The organism is Geobacillus sp. 46C-IIa (genome assembly GCF_014679505.1).
GTDB lineage: Bacteria > Bacillota > Bacilli > Bacillales > Anoxybacillaceae > Geobacillus.
Map to the genome: position 1 here is coordinate 3218237 of NZ_CP061474.1, position 14229 is coordinate 3232465.

Genomic DNA, 14229 nt, shown 5'->3' on the forward strand with positions numbered 1-14229 from the left:
GAAGCGGGAGTTTCTTTTCCATATAGTGCCGAACACTCTCCTACCTACACTCACACTGAGGAATAAGAAGTCCTCGGAAACATCTGCTTCACGGCCGGATATGAACTACGCCATCCCGTTGGCTGCCTCACAGACTAAGCAAACAATCCCTTCATTAAAAGCGGGAGTTTTTCCGTTTGAAATGATAAAAGGACTGCCTCCAAGACCGAAAAACAGCCTTGGGCGCAGCCCTTTTTGGTAAAACAATTCCTTAAGAGCGGGAATTAAGAAGCCCGGCGGCGCTTCCAAAAGCGGACAGCCCCAATCAAAATGATCGCAGCAATAATGATATACACCACTTCGGCGTACGCGCCAATCACCTCAGACACTTTTCCCCACGACTCACCGAGCGCCGCCCCGATCGAGATCAAAATCGTATTCCAAATGAGCGTTCCCAACACCGAAAGCCAGAGAAACAACCAAATATTCATCTTCGCCATGCCGGCGGGAATCGAAATCAAACTGCGCACCAATGGAATCATGCGGCCAAAGAATACCGCCCACACCCCGTAGCGCTGAAACGTCCGGTTCGCCTTATCGATGTCTTCCGGCTTCACCCGCAGCCATCCGCCCCAACGGTCAACGATCCGCTCGAGCCGCTCGACCGACAACAGCCGGCCGATGCCGTACAGCACGATCGCCCCAACAACCGAACCCGCTGTCGCTGCCGCAATGACGCCGGGAACGGTCAGTGACGTGTATGTCGTCATAAACCCGCCAAACGGCAAAATGACTTCCGATGGAATCGGTGGAAAGATATTTTCCAGCGCGATCATGAGAAAAATGCCGATATAGCCAAATTGCTCCATAAAATCAGTGATCCATGCCTGCACGGTTCCTTCCTCCATTCACTCGCTCTTCGTCTCTGTATGATGGGTATGCTCCATCCGCACAATCCTTTCCCTATCTTAACAGAAAATCGGCGGCCGCCGCAAAGCAAAAAACAGAGCGAAAGACGGGTTCCTAAAACAGCCGCTAGGGACAAATCATCGTTCCTAGTGGCATCAATCAGGGAGCGAATAGAGGCCGAATCCCCCTTCCGTTTAACAAAGGATGTAAAAAATAAAGAGAGCTGACTCCAACAGCCCGCGTTTTGGCGAACTTTTGGGTCAACTCCTTCATCGCTGTGCGGCATATACATGGCAACGGTTTCTTGTCAATTCTCACTGTTTTGGACTGGCAGCCGGCCGAGACAGGACGTTCGCAATCTGCTCGAGCGCCCAATCAAGCTCTTCTTTTGTAATAATGAGCGGCGGCGCGAAACGAATGACCGTCTCGTGTGTTTCCTTGCAAAGCAAGCCTTGCTCTTTCAGCGCCTCGCAGTACGGGCGCGCCGGGCCGTGCAGTTCGACGCCGATAAACAAGCCACGGCCGCGAATTTCTTTAATATCATCGTTTTGAATTTGTTTTAGTTTCGAAAGGAAGTATTCGCCAAGTTCAAGCGAACGCTCCGTTAGACGCTCTTCTTCAATCACTTCGAGCGCCGCGATCGACACCGCGCAAGCGAGCGGGTTGCCGCCAAACGTCGAGCCGTGCGAACCGGGCTCAAACACCGACAAAATATCACGGTTGGCGACGACGCACGAAATCGGGAACACCCCGCCGCCCAACGCTTTTCCTAAAATATACATATCGGGCACAACGCCTTCCCAGTCGCAGGCAAACAACTTCCCTGTCCGTCCGAGTCCGGTTTGAATTTCGTCCGCGATGAACAGGACGTTGTTCGCTTTGCACACGTCATATGCAGTCTTTAAAAACCCTTGCGGCGGGATGCGGATGCCCGCTTCGCCTTGGATCGGCTCGACGAGAAATGCCGCTGTATTTGGTGTGATCGCTGCCTTTAGCGCTTCGATATCGCCGTACGGGATGATTTTCACGCCCGGCAACAGCGGTCCAAACCCGCGTTTATAAGCCGGTTCGGACGACAACGATACCGCGGCGAGCGTCCGGCCATGGAAGTTGCCTTCACAAACGATAATTTCCGCCTGATTGTCTGCAACGCCTTTCACATCGTATGCCCATCGGCGCGCTGCCTTCAGTGCCGTTTCCACCGCTTCGGCACCCGTGTTCATCGGCAGCACCATTTCTTTTTTTGTCAACCGGCATACTTTCTCGTACCACGGACCGAGCTGGTCGTTATGAAAAGCGCGCGAGGTGAGCGTGACGCGATCGGCCTGCTTTTTCAACGCCTCAATGATCTTCGGATGACGATGACCTTGGTTCACTGCTGAATACGCGCTTAACATATCCATATAGCGATTGCCTTCTGGGTCTTTCACCCATACCCCTTCCGCTTCGGAAACGACGATCGGCAGCGGATGATAGTTGTGCGCCCCATACTGCTCCGTCTGTTTAATAAGCTGTTCAGATTTCGTCGCCATCACAATCCCCCTTTCTATTTCTCCCTCATCGAAAAAGGGTGGCCGCGACCACCCCGCCATTAAAACATTTCCGATACGGTTTTTGCTTGCATGTGGAGAATTAAATAGTCCGGGCCGCCGGCTTTGGAGTCCGTCCCCGACATATTGAAGCCGCCAAACGGCTGATAACCGACAATCGCCCCTGTGCAGCCGCGGTTGAAGTACAAGTTGCCGACATGGAACTCATGACGTGCTTTTTCAAGATTCGCTCGGTTGCGCGAAATGACAGCGCCCGTCAGGCCGTATTGCGTGTTGTTCGCGATCTCAAGCGCGTGGTCAAAGTCGCGCGCTTTGGCGAACGCGACGACCGGTCCGAAAATTTCCTCCTGCATAATGCGCGCATTCGGATCAACATCGGCAAACACCGTCGGCTGGATGAAGAAGCCTTTCGAGTCGTCTCCTTCCCCACCAGTCATGAGACGGCCTTCTTGTTTGCCGATTTCGATATATTCCATAATTTTGTTGTACGCGTTTTGGTCAATCACCGGTCCCATAAACGTCGCTTGCTCCGCCGGGTCGCCGACGTTGAGCTGCTTTGTCAGCTCAACGACGCGGTTCAACACTTGATCGTACACATCTTCGACGATGATCGCGCGCGAGCAAGCCGAACATTTTTGCCCCGAAAAGCCAAACGCCGAGGCGACAATCGATTGCGCCGCGAGTTCAAGATCGGCTTCTTTATCAACGACGATGGCGTCTTTGCCGCCCATTTCCGCGATGACGCGCTTCAGCCAAATTTGTCCCGGCTGCACTTTCGCCGCGCGCTCATAAATGCGGATGCCAACATCGCGCGAGCCGGTGAAGCTGACAAACCGCGTGCGTGGATGGTCGACCAAATAGTCGCCCACTTCGGCCCCGCTGCCTGGGATGTAATTCAGCACCCCGGCCGGAAGCCCGGCTTCTTCGAGCACTTCCGCGAACTTGTACGCCACGACCGGTGTTGCACTTGCCGGTTTCAGGAGTACCGTATTGCCCGTCACAAGCGAAGCGACGGTTGTCCCCGCCATAATGGCAAACGGGAAGTTCCACGGTGAAATGACGACGCCGACGCCAAGCGGGATATAGAAAAAGCGGTTCGTTTCCCCCGGACGGCTTTCCACCGGAATGCCGTCTTTCAACTTCAACATTTGCCGCCCGTAATATTCCATAAAGTCGATCGCTTCCGCGGTATCGGCGTCCGCTTCACGCCACGGTTTGCCCGCTTCTTTCACCAGCCAAGCGGAAAACTCGTGCTTGCGCCGGCGCACGATCGCCGCCGCCCGGAACAAAATATCGGCCCGCGCTTCCGGGCTCGTCCGGCTCCAAGTGCGGAACGCCTCATCAGCGGTTTTCATCGCCCGCTCCGCCAGCTCTTTGTTCGCTTTCGCCACCCGGCCGACCACTTCCGTTTTGTTCGCCGGATTGATCGACGTGATTTTGTCTTCCGTCATCACTCGCTCACCGCCGATCACAAGCGGATAATCGCGCCCAAGCTCCGATTCCACTTTTTTGAGCGCCTCTAAAAACGCCTCGCGGTTTGCTTCCACGGTAAAATCCGTGAGCGGTTCATGTCTGTACGGCTGCACCATTTCGTCATCCTCCTTGAAAAGGCAAAAAAATTTTTCATTATAAAACGGTTTCATAGTTATATTATGCAAATGATTATGGCATTTTTCAATTATTTTTACTTGGCGGCCTTGAACTCCCCTTTTTCTGCGGCTAGGGGCTGAACCCGTTTTTTCGCCACAAGGTGGTAGTACCCATAACACGCAAGCAAAAACGGGATGCCGCAGTAAAGCGCGATCCGTTGATCTGGGATAAAGGCCAGTCCGATGATCGTCGCCATATTCAACGCAAACGCGGCCAGCGGCACGAACGGATACAACGGCGTCCTGTATTTCAGATCGCGCACATCGCCGCCTTCGCGCAAAAACGCTTTCCGGCCGAAATAGCTTGACAGCGCGATGGAAGCCCACACCGTGACGGCGCCAAATCCGGCGATCGCCGTCAGCCAGACGTACACCGTATCTTCCGCATACACGCTGCACAACAGAGACAAGCAGCCGATGGCAATGCTGGCAATAAGCGCATTGATCGGCACGCCGCGTTTCGATAGCTTGCTGAAAAACGGAGTGACCATGCCTTGGCGCGACATCGACCAGAGGACGCGCGATGTCGCATATAAGCCCGAGTTGGCCACCGACAGCACCGCGGTAATGATGACAAAGTTCATGATATCGGCTGCATACGGAATGCCAATGTTGTCAAACACCTCAACAAACGGGCTTTCCACAACGCCGGCTTTCTCCCACGGAAACAAACCAGCCAGCACAAAAATGGCCAAAATAAAGAAGATCAAAATGCGCCATACGGTGTTGCGCAACGCAACCGGCACCGTTTTTTCCGGCTCGCGGCTTTCCCCTGCCGCCACGCCGACCAATTCCGTCCCCTGGAACGAAAAGTTCACGAGGATCATCGTCGTAAAGATGGCCCAAAACCCGTTTGGAAACAATCCGCCATGATCAGTAAAATTCGAAAAAAACGGAGCGGGCTGCCCATTTTTCATCTGGATGACGCCAAACATCGCCGCCAGACCGAGAACAATAAAGGCGATGACCGTCAACACCTTGATGCTCGAAAACCAAAACTCCACCTCGCCAAATCCTTTGACAGACAACGCATTGATCAAAAACAAGAGCAAAGCGAAGACCGCACAAAACACCCATGTCGGCACATCAGGAAACCATCGCTTCATCAAAATGCTGACCGTGAGCAGCTCGATGCCGACCGTCACCGACCAGTTCAGCCATGACAGCCAACCGATGCAATACCCCACTGCCGGCGAGATGAATTTCGTCGCATACGTCTGATACGACCCGGCATCAGGAATTCTCACGGCCAATTCTCCTAACGAAAGCATGGTCAAATACATAACCAATCCGCCAAAAAGATAAGCAACGACGGCCCCTCCTGGCCCCGCCTCATGAATCGTATAACCCGATCCTAAAAACAAACCGGTGCCGATCACTCCGCCTAGCGCGATCATAAATAAATGCCTGCTTTTTAGCTCTCGTTTCAGTTCTTGCACTGGTTGCATCCGAAAACTCTCCCCTCTCTATGATAGATTTCGCAACCGCTTACATTTTTATCAAACAAACAGAACCCCCTTTTATGCAAAATTATTTTTCATTTTTTCTTGTATCACAACTTTATTATGAAGTTGTTTTTTTCTATTTTCAATATATTTAGCAAAAATTTTTTTCACATCTTTCTTTCCCTTCCCGTCTCCCGTCCGCCTTATGCTATAATACAAAAAAGAGAGGTGCTGATCGTGAACCGCGATATGGAAACGCTTTTATCGATGTATGAGCAAATTCTCGAACTGATCGACCTTGGCGTCCATGCCGTCGATCAACACGGAAAAACCGTCATTTACAACCGAAAAATGCGGGACATCGAGGGCATGAACATCGAGGACGTGCTCGATAAAAACATTTTGGACGTCTTCCGCTTCAACCCGGAGCAGCCGAGCACATTGCTTGAAGCGCTGCGCACCGGTGAAAGCATTCTGAACAAGCAGCAAACCTATTTCAATAACAAAGGACAAGCCGTGACAACGGTCAATCAAACACACCCGCTGCAAAAAGACGGGCGCATCATCGGCGCCGTGGAAATCGCCAAAGACATCACCAAATTCCGCAAGCTGATCCAAGAGCACCACCAACGCGGTGAAGCCGGTCGCACGTTTGCAGACATCATCGGCCAAAGCGAAGCGATGCAAAAGGCCATCCGCCTTGCGCGTCATGCCGCCCGCTCCGAAGCGCCTGTGCTGCTCATTGGGGAGAAAGGGACAGGAAAAGACTTGCTCGCTTCCTGCATTCACCACGAAAGCGAACGGCGAGCTAAGCCGTTTTTTGCGCAAACGTGTTTGTCGCTTCCGGACGATTGGATGGAAACGATGCTGTTTGGCAGCGAAGAAGACGGCGAGATCCAGCCCGGCTTGTTTGAACAAGCGGACGGCGGCACCGTCCTGCTTGACGATATTGACTCGTTAAGCCTGCCGCTTCAACAAAAACTTGCCCGTTTCCTGCAAGAAAAACAGTTTGTCCGCGCCCATGGCCAAGAACCGGTTCGTGCGGACGTTCGCCTCATCGCCTCGACAAGCGGCGACCCGATTGACGCGGTCCAAAACGGAGAATTGATCAAATCGCTTTACTACCAAATTGCCGTCCACTGCATCGTCCTGCCGCCGTTGCGCGAACGGAAAGAGGATATTTTGCCGCTGGCCGTTCATTTCATCCATCAAGGCAACGAGCGCTACGGACTGCACGTCGAGGGGCTCGACGACGATGTGCAAGAGGCGTTTCTCCATTACCGTTGGCCCGGCAACGTGCGCGAGCTTGAGGCCGTCATTTTGGAAACGATGGCGACGATGGAACAAGAACAAACCATCACCCTCGCCCATCTGCCTGCCCCTTTTCGAGCCAAGCTGGCGCCCGACGAAACGAAAACGGACTTTTTATTTGATACGGAAGACATTTTGCCTCTTGACAAATACATGGAAGAAGTCGAAATTTACTACATCCGCAAGGCGCTGCAGCATCACGGCTTCAACATCACCAAAACGGCCAAAGCGCTTGGTTTGAGCCGACAAAACTTGCAATACCGCATCCGCAAATACCAGATTGATAAGGAATGGGGATGAAAAGGCGAAAAGCCTCAGCCAGCGGGACGGCAAAAAGGACAGGGGAGGTCGCTGTGGATGATCGACGCTCATATTCATCTCGACCAGTACACGGACATCGATGAACAAATCAACCGTTGGCAAGAAGCGGGCATCACCGGCGTCGTCGCCGTATCCACCGATTTGCGCTCCAGCTGCCGAACGCTCGAGTTGAAACAGCGATTCCCTTCCTTCGTCTACGCCGCCATCGGTTTTCATCCCGAGCAACCGCTGCCAAGCGAAGCCGATTGGAACGAATGGACAGAGCTTGTCAAGCAAGAGCGGCCGCTGCTCGCCGCCATCGGCGAAGTCGGGCTGCCATACTATTCAGCGGAAGCATGCGCCAAGCTGCCCGCGTATCAAGAACGATTAACCGAAATCGCGGCCATCGCCGCGGATGCCTCCTTGCCGCTCGTTCTTCACGCCGTCTACGACCGCGCCCAAACCGCCTTGGCCATCTTGCAGCAAACTGGCGTCCGACAAGCCCATTTCCACTGGCTGAAGGCCGAGCCTGCCGTGGTCAAACAAATCGTCCAATGCGGCTACTACATCTCCATCACGCCGGAAGTGTGCTACCGCGAGCGCGACAAGCAGCTGTTATCCCTCGTTCCCATCGAGCAGCTGCTCCTTGAAACCGATGGCCCATGGCCGTTTGCAGGCCCGTTTGCCGGAAAACTGACAACGCCGTTATGGCTATTGGACTCCGCGCGAGCCGTGGCGGCACACTATGGCCGAGATATCGAACAAGTCAAAACCATGATCACGGCGAACACAAAACGGCTTTACGGTTGATCTTCCTTATCGTACGATGAAACCAAATCTACATCGAAATGAGGGAAACATGATGGATCATAATGAGCGAGTGCGCCAACAGCTGATCAAAAGCGTTTCCGGGCTGTCGGACGAACAGCTGAACACCCGGGCAGCGAAAGGGAGTTGGACCATCGCCCAAGTGCTCGAACACCTGTACTTAATTGAAACATCGATCGCAGCTATGATCGCCCATACATTAAAGCATGGCGAGAGCCAGCCGGTTGAGGAGAAACCGATCCACTTGACCGTTGACCGTTCCAAAAAAGTGGAGGCGCCTGATTTCGCCCGCCCGGACAACCGCTTTTTCACTCGACACGAACTGGAAGAAAAATTGCATCAATCGCGGCAGCGGTTGCGCCAAATCACGGAGCAAGCCAATCCGGCTGACTTGGAAGCCAAATCGTTCCCGCATCCAATTTTTGGGCCACTGAATTTGAAGCAATGGGTGGAATTTGTCGGCTACCATGAACAGCGCCACCTCGCGCAAATTGAAGAAATCAAGGCACAGCTTCCGTGAGGAGCGGGCGGCTCATCAAGGAAAAAGCCGAGCAACGACCAGCCAAATCCCCGCCCTGCTCGGCTTACAACGATTTTCCATCTTCATGTGAACGCTCCACTGCCCCTGTCACAGCAATTGTTTTCACTTGCTTTAACGTCGCCACGATGAGAAAACTGACAATAACGAGCAAACACCACGAACTCACCTTCCCAAGATGAACAAGGCTCCACGCCTTCGCCTGGTTTGGATATTGCCAAGCGCCAAAAAAGGTGGCGATGTTTTCCGCGATCCAGATGAAAAACCCGATCAGCAAAAACGACAAAACAAGCGGCATCCGGTAGCGGATTCCCCCGACCTCATACGTCACCCATGACCGCCAAAAGACAAGCATGACGAGGCTTGAGAGCCACCAACGAACGTCCACCCAATAATGGTGGGTGAAAAAATTCAAGTAAATCGCCGAAGCGAGAGGAACGACCATCCAAAACGGCGGCCATTGCACCAACTCCACCTTCAGCCTTCGCCACGCCTGGCAAAGATAGCTGGCGACGCTCGCATACATAAACCCGCTGTACAAGGGCACGCCAAAGATTTTCGTATACCCCTCTTCCGGATACGACCACGAACCCATGCGCACTTTAAACAGCTCGAGCGCAAGTCCAATGACGTGGAACAAGGTGATCACTTTGAGTTCATCCCGCGTTTCCATCCCTGACCGCACCATCCACCATTGCATGAGCAGGCAAATAACAAGCAGCCAATCATACCGCGGCAATAGCGGAAGCGGCGCGATCTTCGTCAGCGCCAATGAGGCAAAAATGACAACCGGAAACACGCAAGACAACGCCTGCGCCCAACCGAAGCGAACAAGCTGCACAAACGCTTTGATCAGCCGCGACGTTCTGCCAAACTGGCGCACCCGGACGATCATGAGGCCAAACGGTGGAGATTCGTCCACCGCTAGCTCTTGCTTTTCCCCTTTCAAGCCGTCTCCTCCCTACTCACGGATTTGACTCCCCTTCATCACTTCGATACTCCAAAATGTCCCCGGGCTGGCAATCGAGCGCCTTGCAAATGGCTTCGAGCGTCGAGAAACGGATCGCCTTCGCCTTCCCGTTTTTCAAGATCGACAAATTCGCCATCGTGATCCCGACTCTCTCCGACAGCTCGGTGACGCTCATCTTCCGCTTCGCCAACATGACATCAAGATTCACGATAATCGGCATGTCATCCACCTCAAATGGTCAACTCATTTTCTTGTTTGATTTCAATCGCCTGCTGCAGCAACTTTTGCAAAACCGCGGCGAACACAGCGATGACAAGCGACGCAAACGGCACAATCAGACCGACGAAAATGACACCCGGAGCGTCGTCTTTCTCGGCGAACAAGTAAAACAGCGGCAAGACAAGCAAATGCAGCCCGCTGATGGCGACGGCGCAATGTTTGATCGTCTTTAACGCTTTCACCGACGCCTCGGAAAACGCGTCGTTTCGGTCAATATACACTAACAACCGGAACGCCTGATACAAAGCGAAGTAGAACGGCAGCGCGGACGCCTCAAACACAAGATAAACAAAATACTTGATCCAAGGGAACGTTGGCACCAGCTTGACCGCCACCTTCGCAAGCGCAGGAACCAAAAATAGGCACAATGACAAAACCGGAAGGCCGATCAACACTAAAGACGCCTTCAAAAACAACGTTTCCCGTTTCATCGAAACACCTCACACTGACTCGTTTTCGACTTTATTGTAATGAATCATTTATCGTTTATCAATAAATAATGATCGATTTAAATGAATTTTTTTCTGTAAAACAAAAAAGAAAAGGCGCCCCACACGGGGAACGCCCGATGATCCATCCCGAGGCGGCAGGTGCACTGCATGCACTTCCACGCCGCCATTACCAATCGATTCGCTTTCCATCTCGGAAAAAGCCGCCGTTCGGCCCGTCAGGCCTGATTCTGCTATTTAACCGCACTCCCCCCAATTACTCGTTTTTCATCGACAGCCCGTGCTTTCGCGGAAATCATAATAGCCTATCTATAAAGTACAAATTGAAAATCGCCCTGCTGCGGCGGAAAAGAAGCGGTTTTTCCCGATGAACTCCGCTGTTTTTTCCGCCGCTTCCGTTTTCCTTTTCCAGCGATCACTTGCTCTAACCCTTTTCCCATTAATTTGAAGGCAAAAATGGCAACGATAAAGGCAACACACGGCCCGACAACAATCCATTGGTCAAGCATCATTTCCCGATAGGAAAGACCGATCAAGCCGGACCATTCATTCGAAAGGGAGAACGCCACCTTCTCGGGAGGGCCCAACCCATCGGAATCGTATATAACTTTTACGCCTCCTAGCAATATTTGAAACGCCCCGAGATGCACAAGCAGCAAGAGCGACTGCACAGTCTGCTGGGTAAACAGCAAAAACAGCCGCGGCCGCATATACGGGAGAACGTGCTTGCGGATGAGCCAAACGTTATCAGCTCCCATCAGCCGGGAAGAAACGACAAATTCATTTTGCAAAAAGACAGCGATATCATTGCCGATGACCAGCATTAACGGCGGAAGCGCAACAGCCGCAAGCACCAATAGTTGTTTTATCAACACTCCCATTCCAGCTCCTTGCTCCTCCAATGGAATGAAAGCAAAAAAGAGCATCGTTAAAAATATCGCCGGCACAAACCGAAAGGCGCGGACGATGGACTCGGCAATAAAACGAAATTTCTGTAAATAAAAAGCATACATGATTCCGCCGACCGTCCCGAACGCCAGCCGCAGCAAACTGACCGCCAATGCGGTGAAAATCGTATATTTCGCCCCATCGATGACCTTCCAAAACACATCTTCGCCTTGGCGATCGACGCCAAATGGATGGACCCAGCTCGGCGGGTACGGAGGAACGTCAACGAGCCGCCCAGCCTCATTGTAGATCCGCTCCGGCGGCTGTGGAATGATGTCTTTCAGCCAATAAGAATATAAAAAACTGGCCAGCAATAGACCGGCCGCGATGATAAATCCTGTCGTAAAATAAACGTTGCGGAATGCGCGCATCACGCTACCCCCCTCTCGATTCCCGTCAAATAAGCAATCACTCGTTTCCCGGCCACATCAATGATGTAAAACGGCAAAAACAGCATGGCAAGACCGATAGCCACTACTTCCGGCGTATGGCGCTGCTCATACAAAAACCGGAAAAATCCATGCATATTAAACAAATATTCCGCCACTAACAAGTTCGACAGCATAAACCAAAACAAATATTGGACGTTAGAAAACACGGTGATCAGCGCGTTGCGGAACATATGGCGCCATAGCACTGCCGTTTTTGACAATCCTTTCGCTAGCGCATATTCGACGTATGGCTTGTCTTTTTCCTCCGTAAACGCAAGAAATGTCATTTGGAACAGCAGAATGGAAGGCAAAATGGAAATCATGACAATCGGCAGCACGTATACATTGTCAAAACCGGCAACAGGATTGACAATAAGCAAATCTGTCTTTTTAAACACCCAGATGACAAACAGTTGCGTAGAAAAAATAAAAATAACATCGGGGATCGACTCAAGAAAAAACGCGATTCCTTTCACCATTTTTTGCAGCGGACGCGGAAGCAAAAAGCAGATGTAGGCTCCCGTAACGGCTATAAGGAAGGAAACAGCCAGCGCCCCCCATAAAATAATAAGGGAATAGGCATACGGCTCCATCATCGTTGAGAGCAGGGGAGCATTGTGCCATTGCGAGAGCGAAACCGTTATATCACGAATAGAAAAAAAGCTCCAAAACAGCTGCTGAAATTGCTGCCAAAATACCGTGACCATTTGCGGGCTCGGAAACAAGGAATAGCTTTGCGCAAACGCGATAATCGCCATAATCGTGAAAATGGTAAGCAACAAATCCGCCAGCACCGTCAAGGCGAGTTTCCATTTCTTCATAAGGCTGATCCCCCTCCTTCGGAGCATGGGCAACCGATTGCTTGATGTTCCTTTCGGCTGTAAGCTGCCAGTGCTTGCATTTTAATAAGATGGTGCCGGGGGAGGCAATGTTTCTGCTAACATGGATTGCTGTCCTCCCATTCCATCGCCTATTTTCAAGATGCGGTCATACATTTTAATTCCTACATAGGTTTGTCCGTCTGTTTGATATTCTACTCTGCCCGACGAGTCTTTTTTGATAAGCTCTCCCTTTTCACCATACTTCTCTTTTACGTGCTTCGGCTGCAGTTCTGGCAAAAACATCACATCCAGCTCATATTCCTTAGCTCGCTCCGGTCTTTTCGCGCTCCATGAATAACTTCCGTCTTCCCCAACGTTTACTTTTTCCTCGAGTACCTGTTTGCCCCCCTCGATTTCTTTCATCACAATTTGCACGACGGCGCCTTTTGGCAGATTGCTGTTTCCGCTTAGCACCACTAGGTCACCGATCGTTTTGACCGCACCACCTAATTTTACCGTTTGCTCCACTTTCGGTTTGGCACAGCCAACTAGCACCAATAGCAACAACAACGTAAGGACCACCGTCATTCGGATATCCTTCATAAAAACCCTCCTTATATATGTATAAGCATCTTTCAAAATTTTTCATTCTCTTGGAAACAATTTGATGATTTGCTTCACCAATTTGGTTACCTTCGTGTATTTTTTAGCTAGTTGCTCTAAAATCTTCGTCAATTAACATAAGACTTAGTTCTTTAGGATTTTTAATCCCTGTACTAATCTCGATTTCTTCTGACTGATTTATCAAATATACATAAGGTGTATTATTAACTTTATATGTATTAAAGAGGTATGCAGCTTTGATATATATTATTGATTCATTGATGTTTTCTAGAACAAGCTGATCATTATTACTTTCATCGTTGTTTATTAACATAATTTTAAAGTTAGCTCGATTGCTAATGTTAGGTAACTCTTTCACAACTCTCTTACATGTTGAGCAAGTACTACTAATAAACAATAATAGGACTTTTTGTTGTTCCAAGATTTCTTTTAAAACTACTTTTTTACCTTGATAATCTAAAGCACGAAAAGCAGGAGCTTTATCTCCATTTTGCAAACTTCCAAACTGAATCCCTTTTATGGTTCTGATCTCGGATAAAAAAGTTCTCACAAGTTTAATAATAGAGTAAATTATATATGATTGAATAAGTAGAAGTATCATTACCAAAAGAAGTAAAGTATTTGAAATCATAACTACCATCCTCTCCAAATTCTAGTAAATATACTTAAAGATAAAGTGCATAATCTCATTTATTTTTTTGAGTTCTTTTAAAATTTGAACATATATTAAAAATACACTTACAATAATGAAAGATGATAAAGTTTGAATTGTCATATAATTAATAGAGTATTTAGATTTAAATAAAATAAAGGCAATCAAAATAATTACTGCATTTCTTAATACCATCCAGTAAGAGAGTCTCTCATTTTCCAAAACCCCACCACATCCACAAGAAAAATTTTGATTTCCCTTAAAAAGGTTAATCGCTATAAATATTGAGAAAATGGACAAAAGCAGAGATATGGTTAACAAACAATAGAGATTTACACCTGATAAAGCCAATGAAAATGTAATGAAGCCCTCACTCAATACTATAAAAAGATAAACAAATTTTATCAATAGAGGGTGTTTAATTCCATAATTCCTTATAGTAACATCATATCTTTCTTTATGCATGATTTTACTTATTGTTGAAGATAAGAAAATTAATATAAGAAATATTAATAAAAGGGTAAATATAGAATTATTAAAATTCAT

The 14229-nt window shown here is 49.7% G+C and carries 15 protein-coding genes; 3 read left to right on the forward strand and 12 right to left on the reverse strand.

The genetic code is table 11. The features are described from left to right. Positions 1–263 precede the first annotated feature (263 nt). The 4 genes from IC803_RS16105 to IC803_RS16120 all read right to left on the reverse strand — a co-directional run bounded on the left by IC803_RS16105 (position 264) and on the right by IC803_RS16120 (position 5535). Positions 264–872: a DedA family protein gene (locus IC803_RS16105; protein ID WP_081210591.1), complete on the reverse strand. Its 609-nt coding sequence runs from the start codon at positions 870–872 to the stop codon at positions 264–266. A 330-nt stretch (positions 873–1202) separates the two neighbouring features. Then, on the reverse strand, positions 1203–2420 hold the full coding sequence (locus IC803_RS16110; RefSeq protein ID WP_081210506.1) for an ornithine--oxo-acid transaminase: 1218 nt from the start codon (positions 2418–2420) through the stop codon (positions 1203–1205). A gap of 59 nt (positions 2421–2479) precedes the next feature. Further along, the gene (gene pruA / locus IC803_RS16115) at positions 2480–4027 is read right to left on the reverse strand and encodes an L-glutamate gamma-semialdehyde dehydrogenase (protein ID WP_081210504.1); all 1548 of its coding nucleotides are present in this window, start codon (positions 4025–4027) and stop codon (positions 2480–2482) included. Positions 4028–4122: 95 nt separating this feature from the next. Further along, the gene (locus tag IC803_RS16120; protein WP_081210502.1) at positions 4123–5535 is read right to left on the reverse strand and encodes an amino acid permease; all 1413 of its coding nucleotides are present in this window, start codon (positions 5533–5535) and stop codon (positions 4123–4125) included. A 234-nt stretch (positions 5536–5769) separates the two neighbouring features. On the opposite strand from IC803_RS16120, the gene IC803_RS16125 reads away from it, so the two are divergent. Genes IC803_RS16125 through IC803_RS16135 form a run of 3 tightly spaced genes read left to right on the forward strand, consistent with a single transcriptional unit; the run spans position 5770 to position 8491 of the window. After that, positions 5770–7143 (forward strand): sigma-54 interaction domain-containing protein, encoded by a 1374-nt coding sequence (locus IC803_RS16125; protein WP_081210500.1) that lies wholly within the window; start codon positions 5770–5772, stop codon positions 7141–7143. Between the two features lie 57 nt (positions 7144–7200). Then, on the forward strand, positions 7201–7953 hold the full coding sequence (locus IC803_RS16130; RefSeq protein ID WP_081210498.1) for a TatD family hydrolase: 753 nt from the start codon (positions 7201–7203) through the stop codon (positions 7951–7953). A 52-nt stretch (positions 7954–8005) separates the two neighbouring features. Further along, on the forward strand, positions 8006–8491 hold the full coding sequence (locus tag IC803_RS16135) for a DinB family protein (RefSeq protein ID WP_013144002.1): 486 nt from the start codon (positions 8006–8008) through the stop codon (positions 8489–8491). Between the two features lie 64 nt (positions 8492–8555). Here IC803_RS16135 and IC803_RS16140 read toward each other — a convergent pair whose 3' ends face one another. The 8 genes from IC803_RS16140 to IC803_RS16175 form a co-directional block, all read right to left on the reverse strand. Then, entirely contained in the window at positions 8556–9458 is a 903-nt protein-coding gene (locus tag IC803_RS16140) for a DUF817 domain-containing protein (RefSeq protein ID WP_190304226.1), read from the reverse strand. Between the two features lie 16 nt (positions 9459–9474). Next, positions 9475–9699, reverse strand: coding sequence for a helix-turn-helix domain-containing protein (locus tag IC803_RS16145; RefSeq protein WP_013144000.1), 225 nt, complete (start codon positions 9697–9699; stop codon positions 9475–9477). 10 nt (positions 9700–9709) lie between these two features. Further along, positions 9710–10189 (reverse strand): DUF2975 domain-containing protein, encoded by a 480-nt coding sequence (locus IC803_RS16150; protein ID WP_081210496.1) that lies wholly within the window; start codon positions 10187–10189, stop codon positions 9710–9712. Positions 10190–10512: 323 nt separating this feature from the next. Continuing rightward, positions 10513–11526: an ABC transporter permease gene (locus IC803_RS16155; RefSeq protein WP_081210494.1), complete on the reverse strand. Its 1014-nt coding sequence runs from the start codon at positions 11524–11526 to the stop codon at positions 10513–10515. After that, entirely contained in the window at positions 11526–12407 is an 882-nt protein-coding gene (locus IC803_RS16160) for an ABC transporter permease subunit (RefSeq protein ID WP_069303957.1), read from the reverse strand. The genes IC803_RS16155 and IC803_RS16160 overlap by 1 nt, the downstream gene beginning before the upstream one ends. Positions 12408–12488: 81 nt before the next feature. Further along, positions 12489–13010: a hypothetical protein gene (locus IC803_RS16165; protein WP_008881522.1), complete on the reverse strand. Its 522-nt coding sequence runs from the start codon at positions 13008–13010 to the stop codon at positions 12489–12491. A 103-nt stretch (positions 13011–13113) separates the two neighbouring features. Next, a complete protein-coding gene (locus tag IC803_RS16170; RefSeq protein WP_158083300.1) occupies positions 13114–13662 on the reverse strand; it encodes a TlpA family protein disulfide reductase in 549 nt (182 codons plus the stop codon). Positions 13663–13683: 21 nt separating this feature from the next. Continuing rightward, complete coding sequence (locus IC803_RS16175) at positions 13684–14229, reverse strand: MauE/DoxX family redox-associated membrane protein (RefSeq protein ID WP_190304227.1); 546 nt, start codon at positions 14227–14229, stop codon at positions 13684–13686.

Bases quoted from the DNA above. Each gene is read 5' to 3' on its own strand.
- IC803_RS16170 (WP_158083300.1), bottom strand. From the start codon at position 13,662: ATGATTTCAAATACTTTACTTCTTTTGGTAATGATACTTCTACTTATT.
- IC803_RS16155 (WP_081210494.1), bottom strand. From the start codon at position 11,526: ATGCGCGCATTCCGCAACGTTTATTTTACGACAGGATTTATCATCGCG.
- IC803_RS16175 (WP_190304227.1), bottom strand. From the start codon at position 14,229: ATGAATTTTAATAATTCTATATTTACCCTTTTATTAATATTTCTTATA.
- IC803_RS16165 (WP_008881522.1), bottom strand. From the start codon at position 13,010: ATGAAGGATATCCGAATGACGGTGGTCCTTACGTTGTTGTTGCTATTG.
- IC803_RS16130 (WP_081210498.1), top strand. From the start codon at position 7,201: ATGATCGACGCTCATATTCATCTCGACCAGTACACGGACATCGATGAA.
- IC803_RS16110 (WP_081210506.1), bottom strand. From the start codon at position 2,420: ATGGCGACGAAATCTGAACAGCTTATTAAACAGACGGAGCAGTATGGG.
- IC803_RS16135 (WP_013144002.1), top strand. From the start codon at position 8,006: ATGGATCATAATGAGCGAGTGCGCCAACAGCTGATCAAAAGCGTTTCC.
- pruA (WP_081210504.1), bottom strand. From the start codon at position 4,027: ATGGTGCAGCCGTACAGACATGAACCGCTCACGGATTTTACCGTGGAA.
- IC803_RS16160 (WP_069303957.1), bottom strand. From the start codon at position 12,407: ATGAAGAAATGGAAACTCGCCTTGACGGTGCTGGCGGATTTGTTGCTT.
- IC803_RS16150 (WP_081210496.1), bottom strand. From the start codon at position 10,189: ATGAAACGGGAAACGTTGTTTTTGAAGGCGTCTTTAGTGTTGATCGGC.
- IC803_RS16120 (WP_081210502.1), bottom strand. From the start codon at position 5,535: ATGCAACCAGTGCAAGAACTGAAACGAGAGCTAAAAAGCAGGCATTTA.
- IC803_RS16145 (WP_013144000.1), bottom strand. From the start codon at position 9,699: ATGCCGATTATCGTGAATCTTGATGTCATGTTGGCGAAGCGGAAGATG.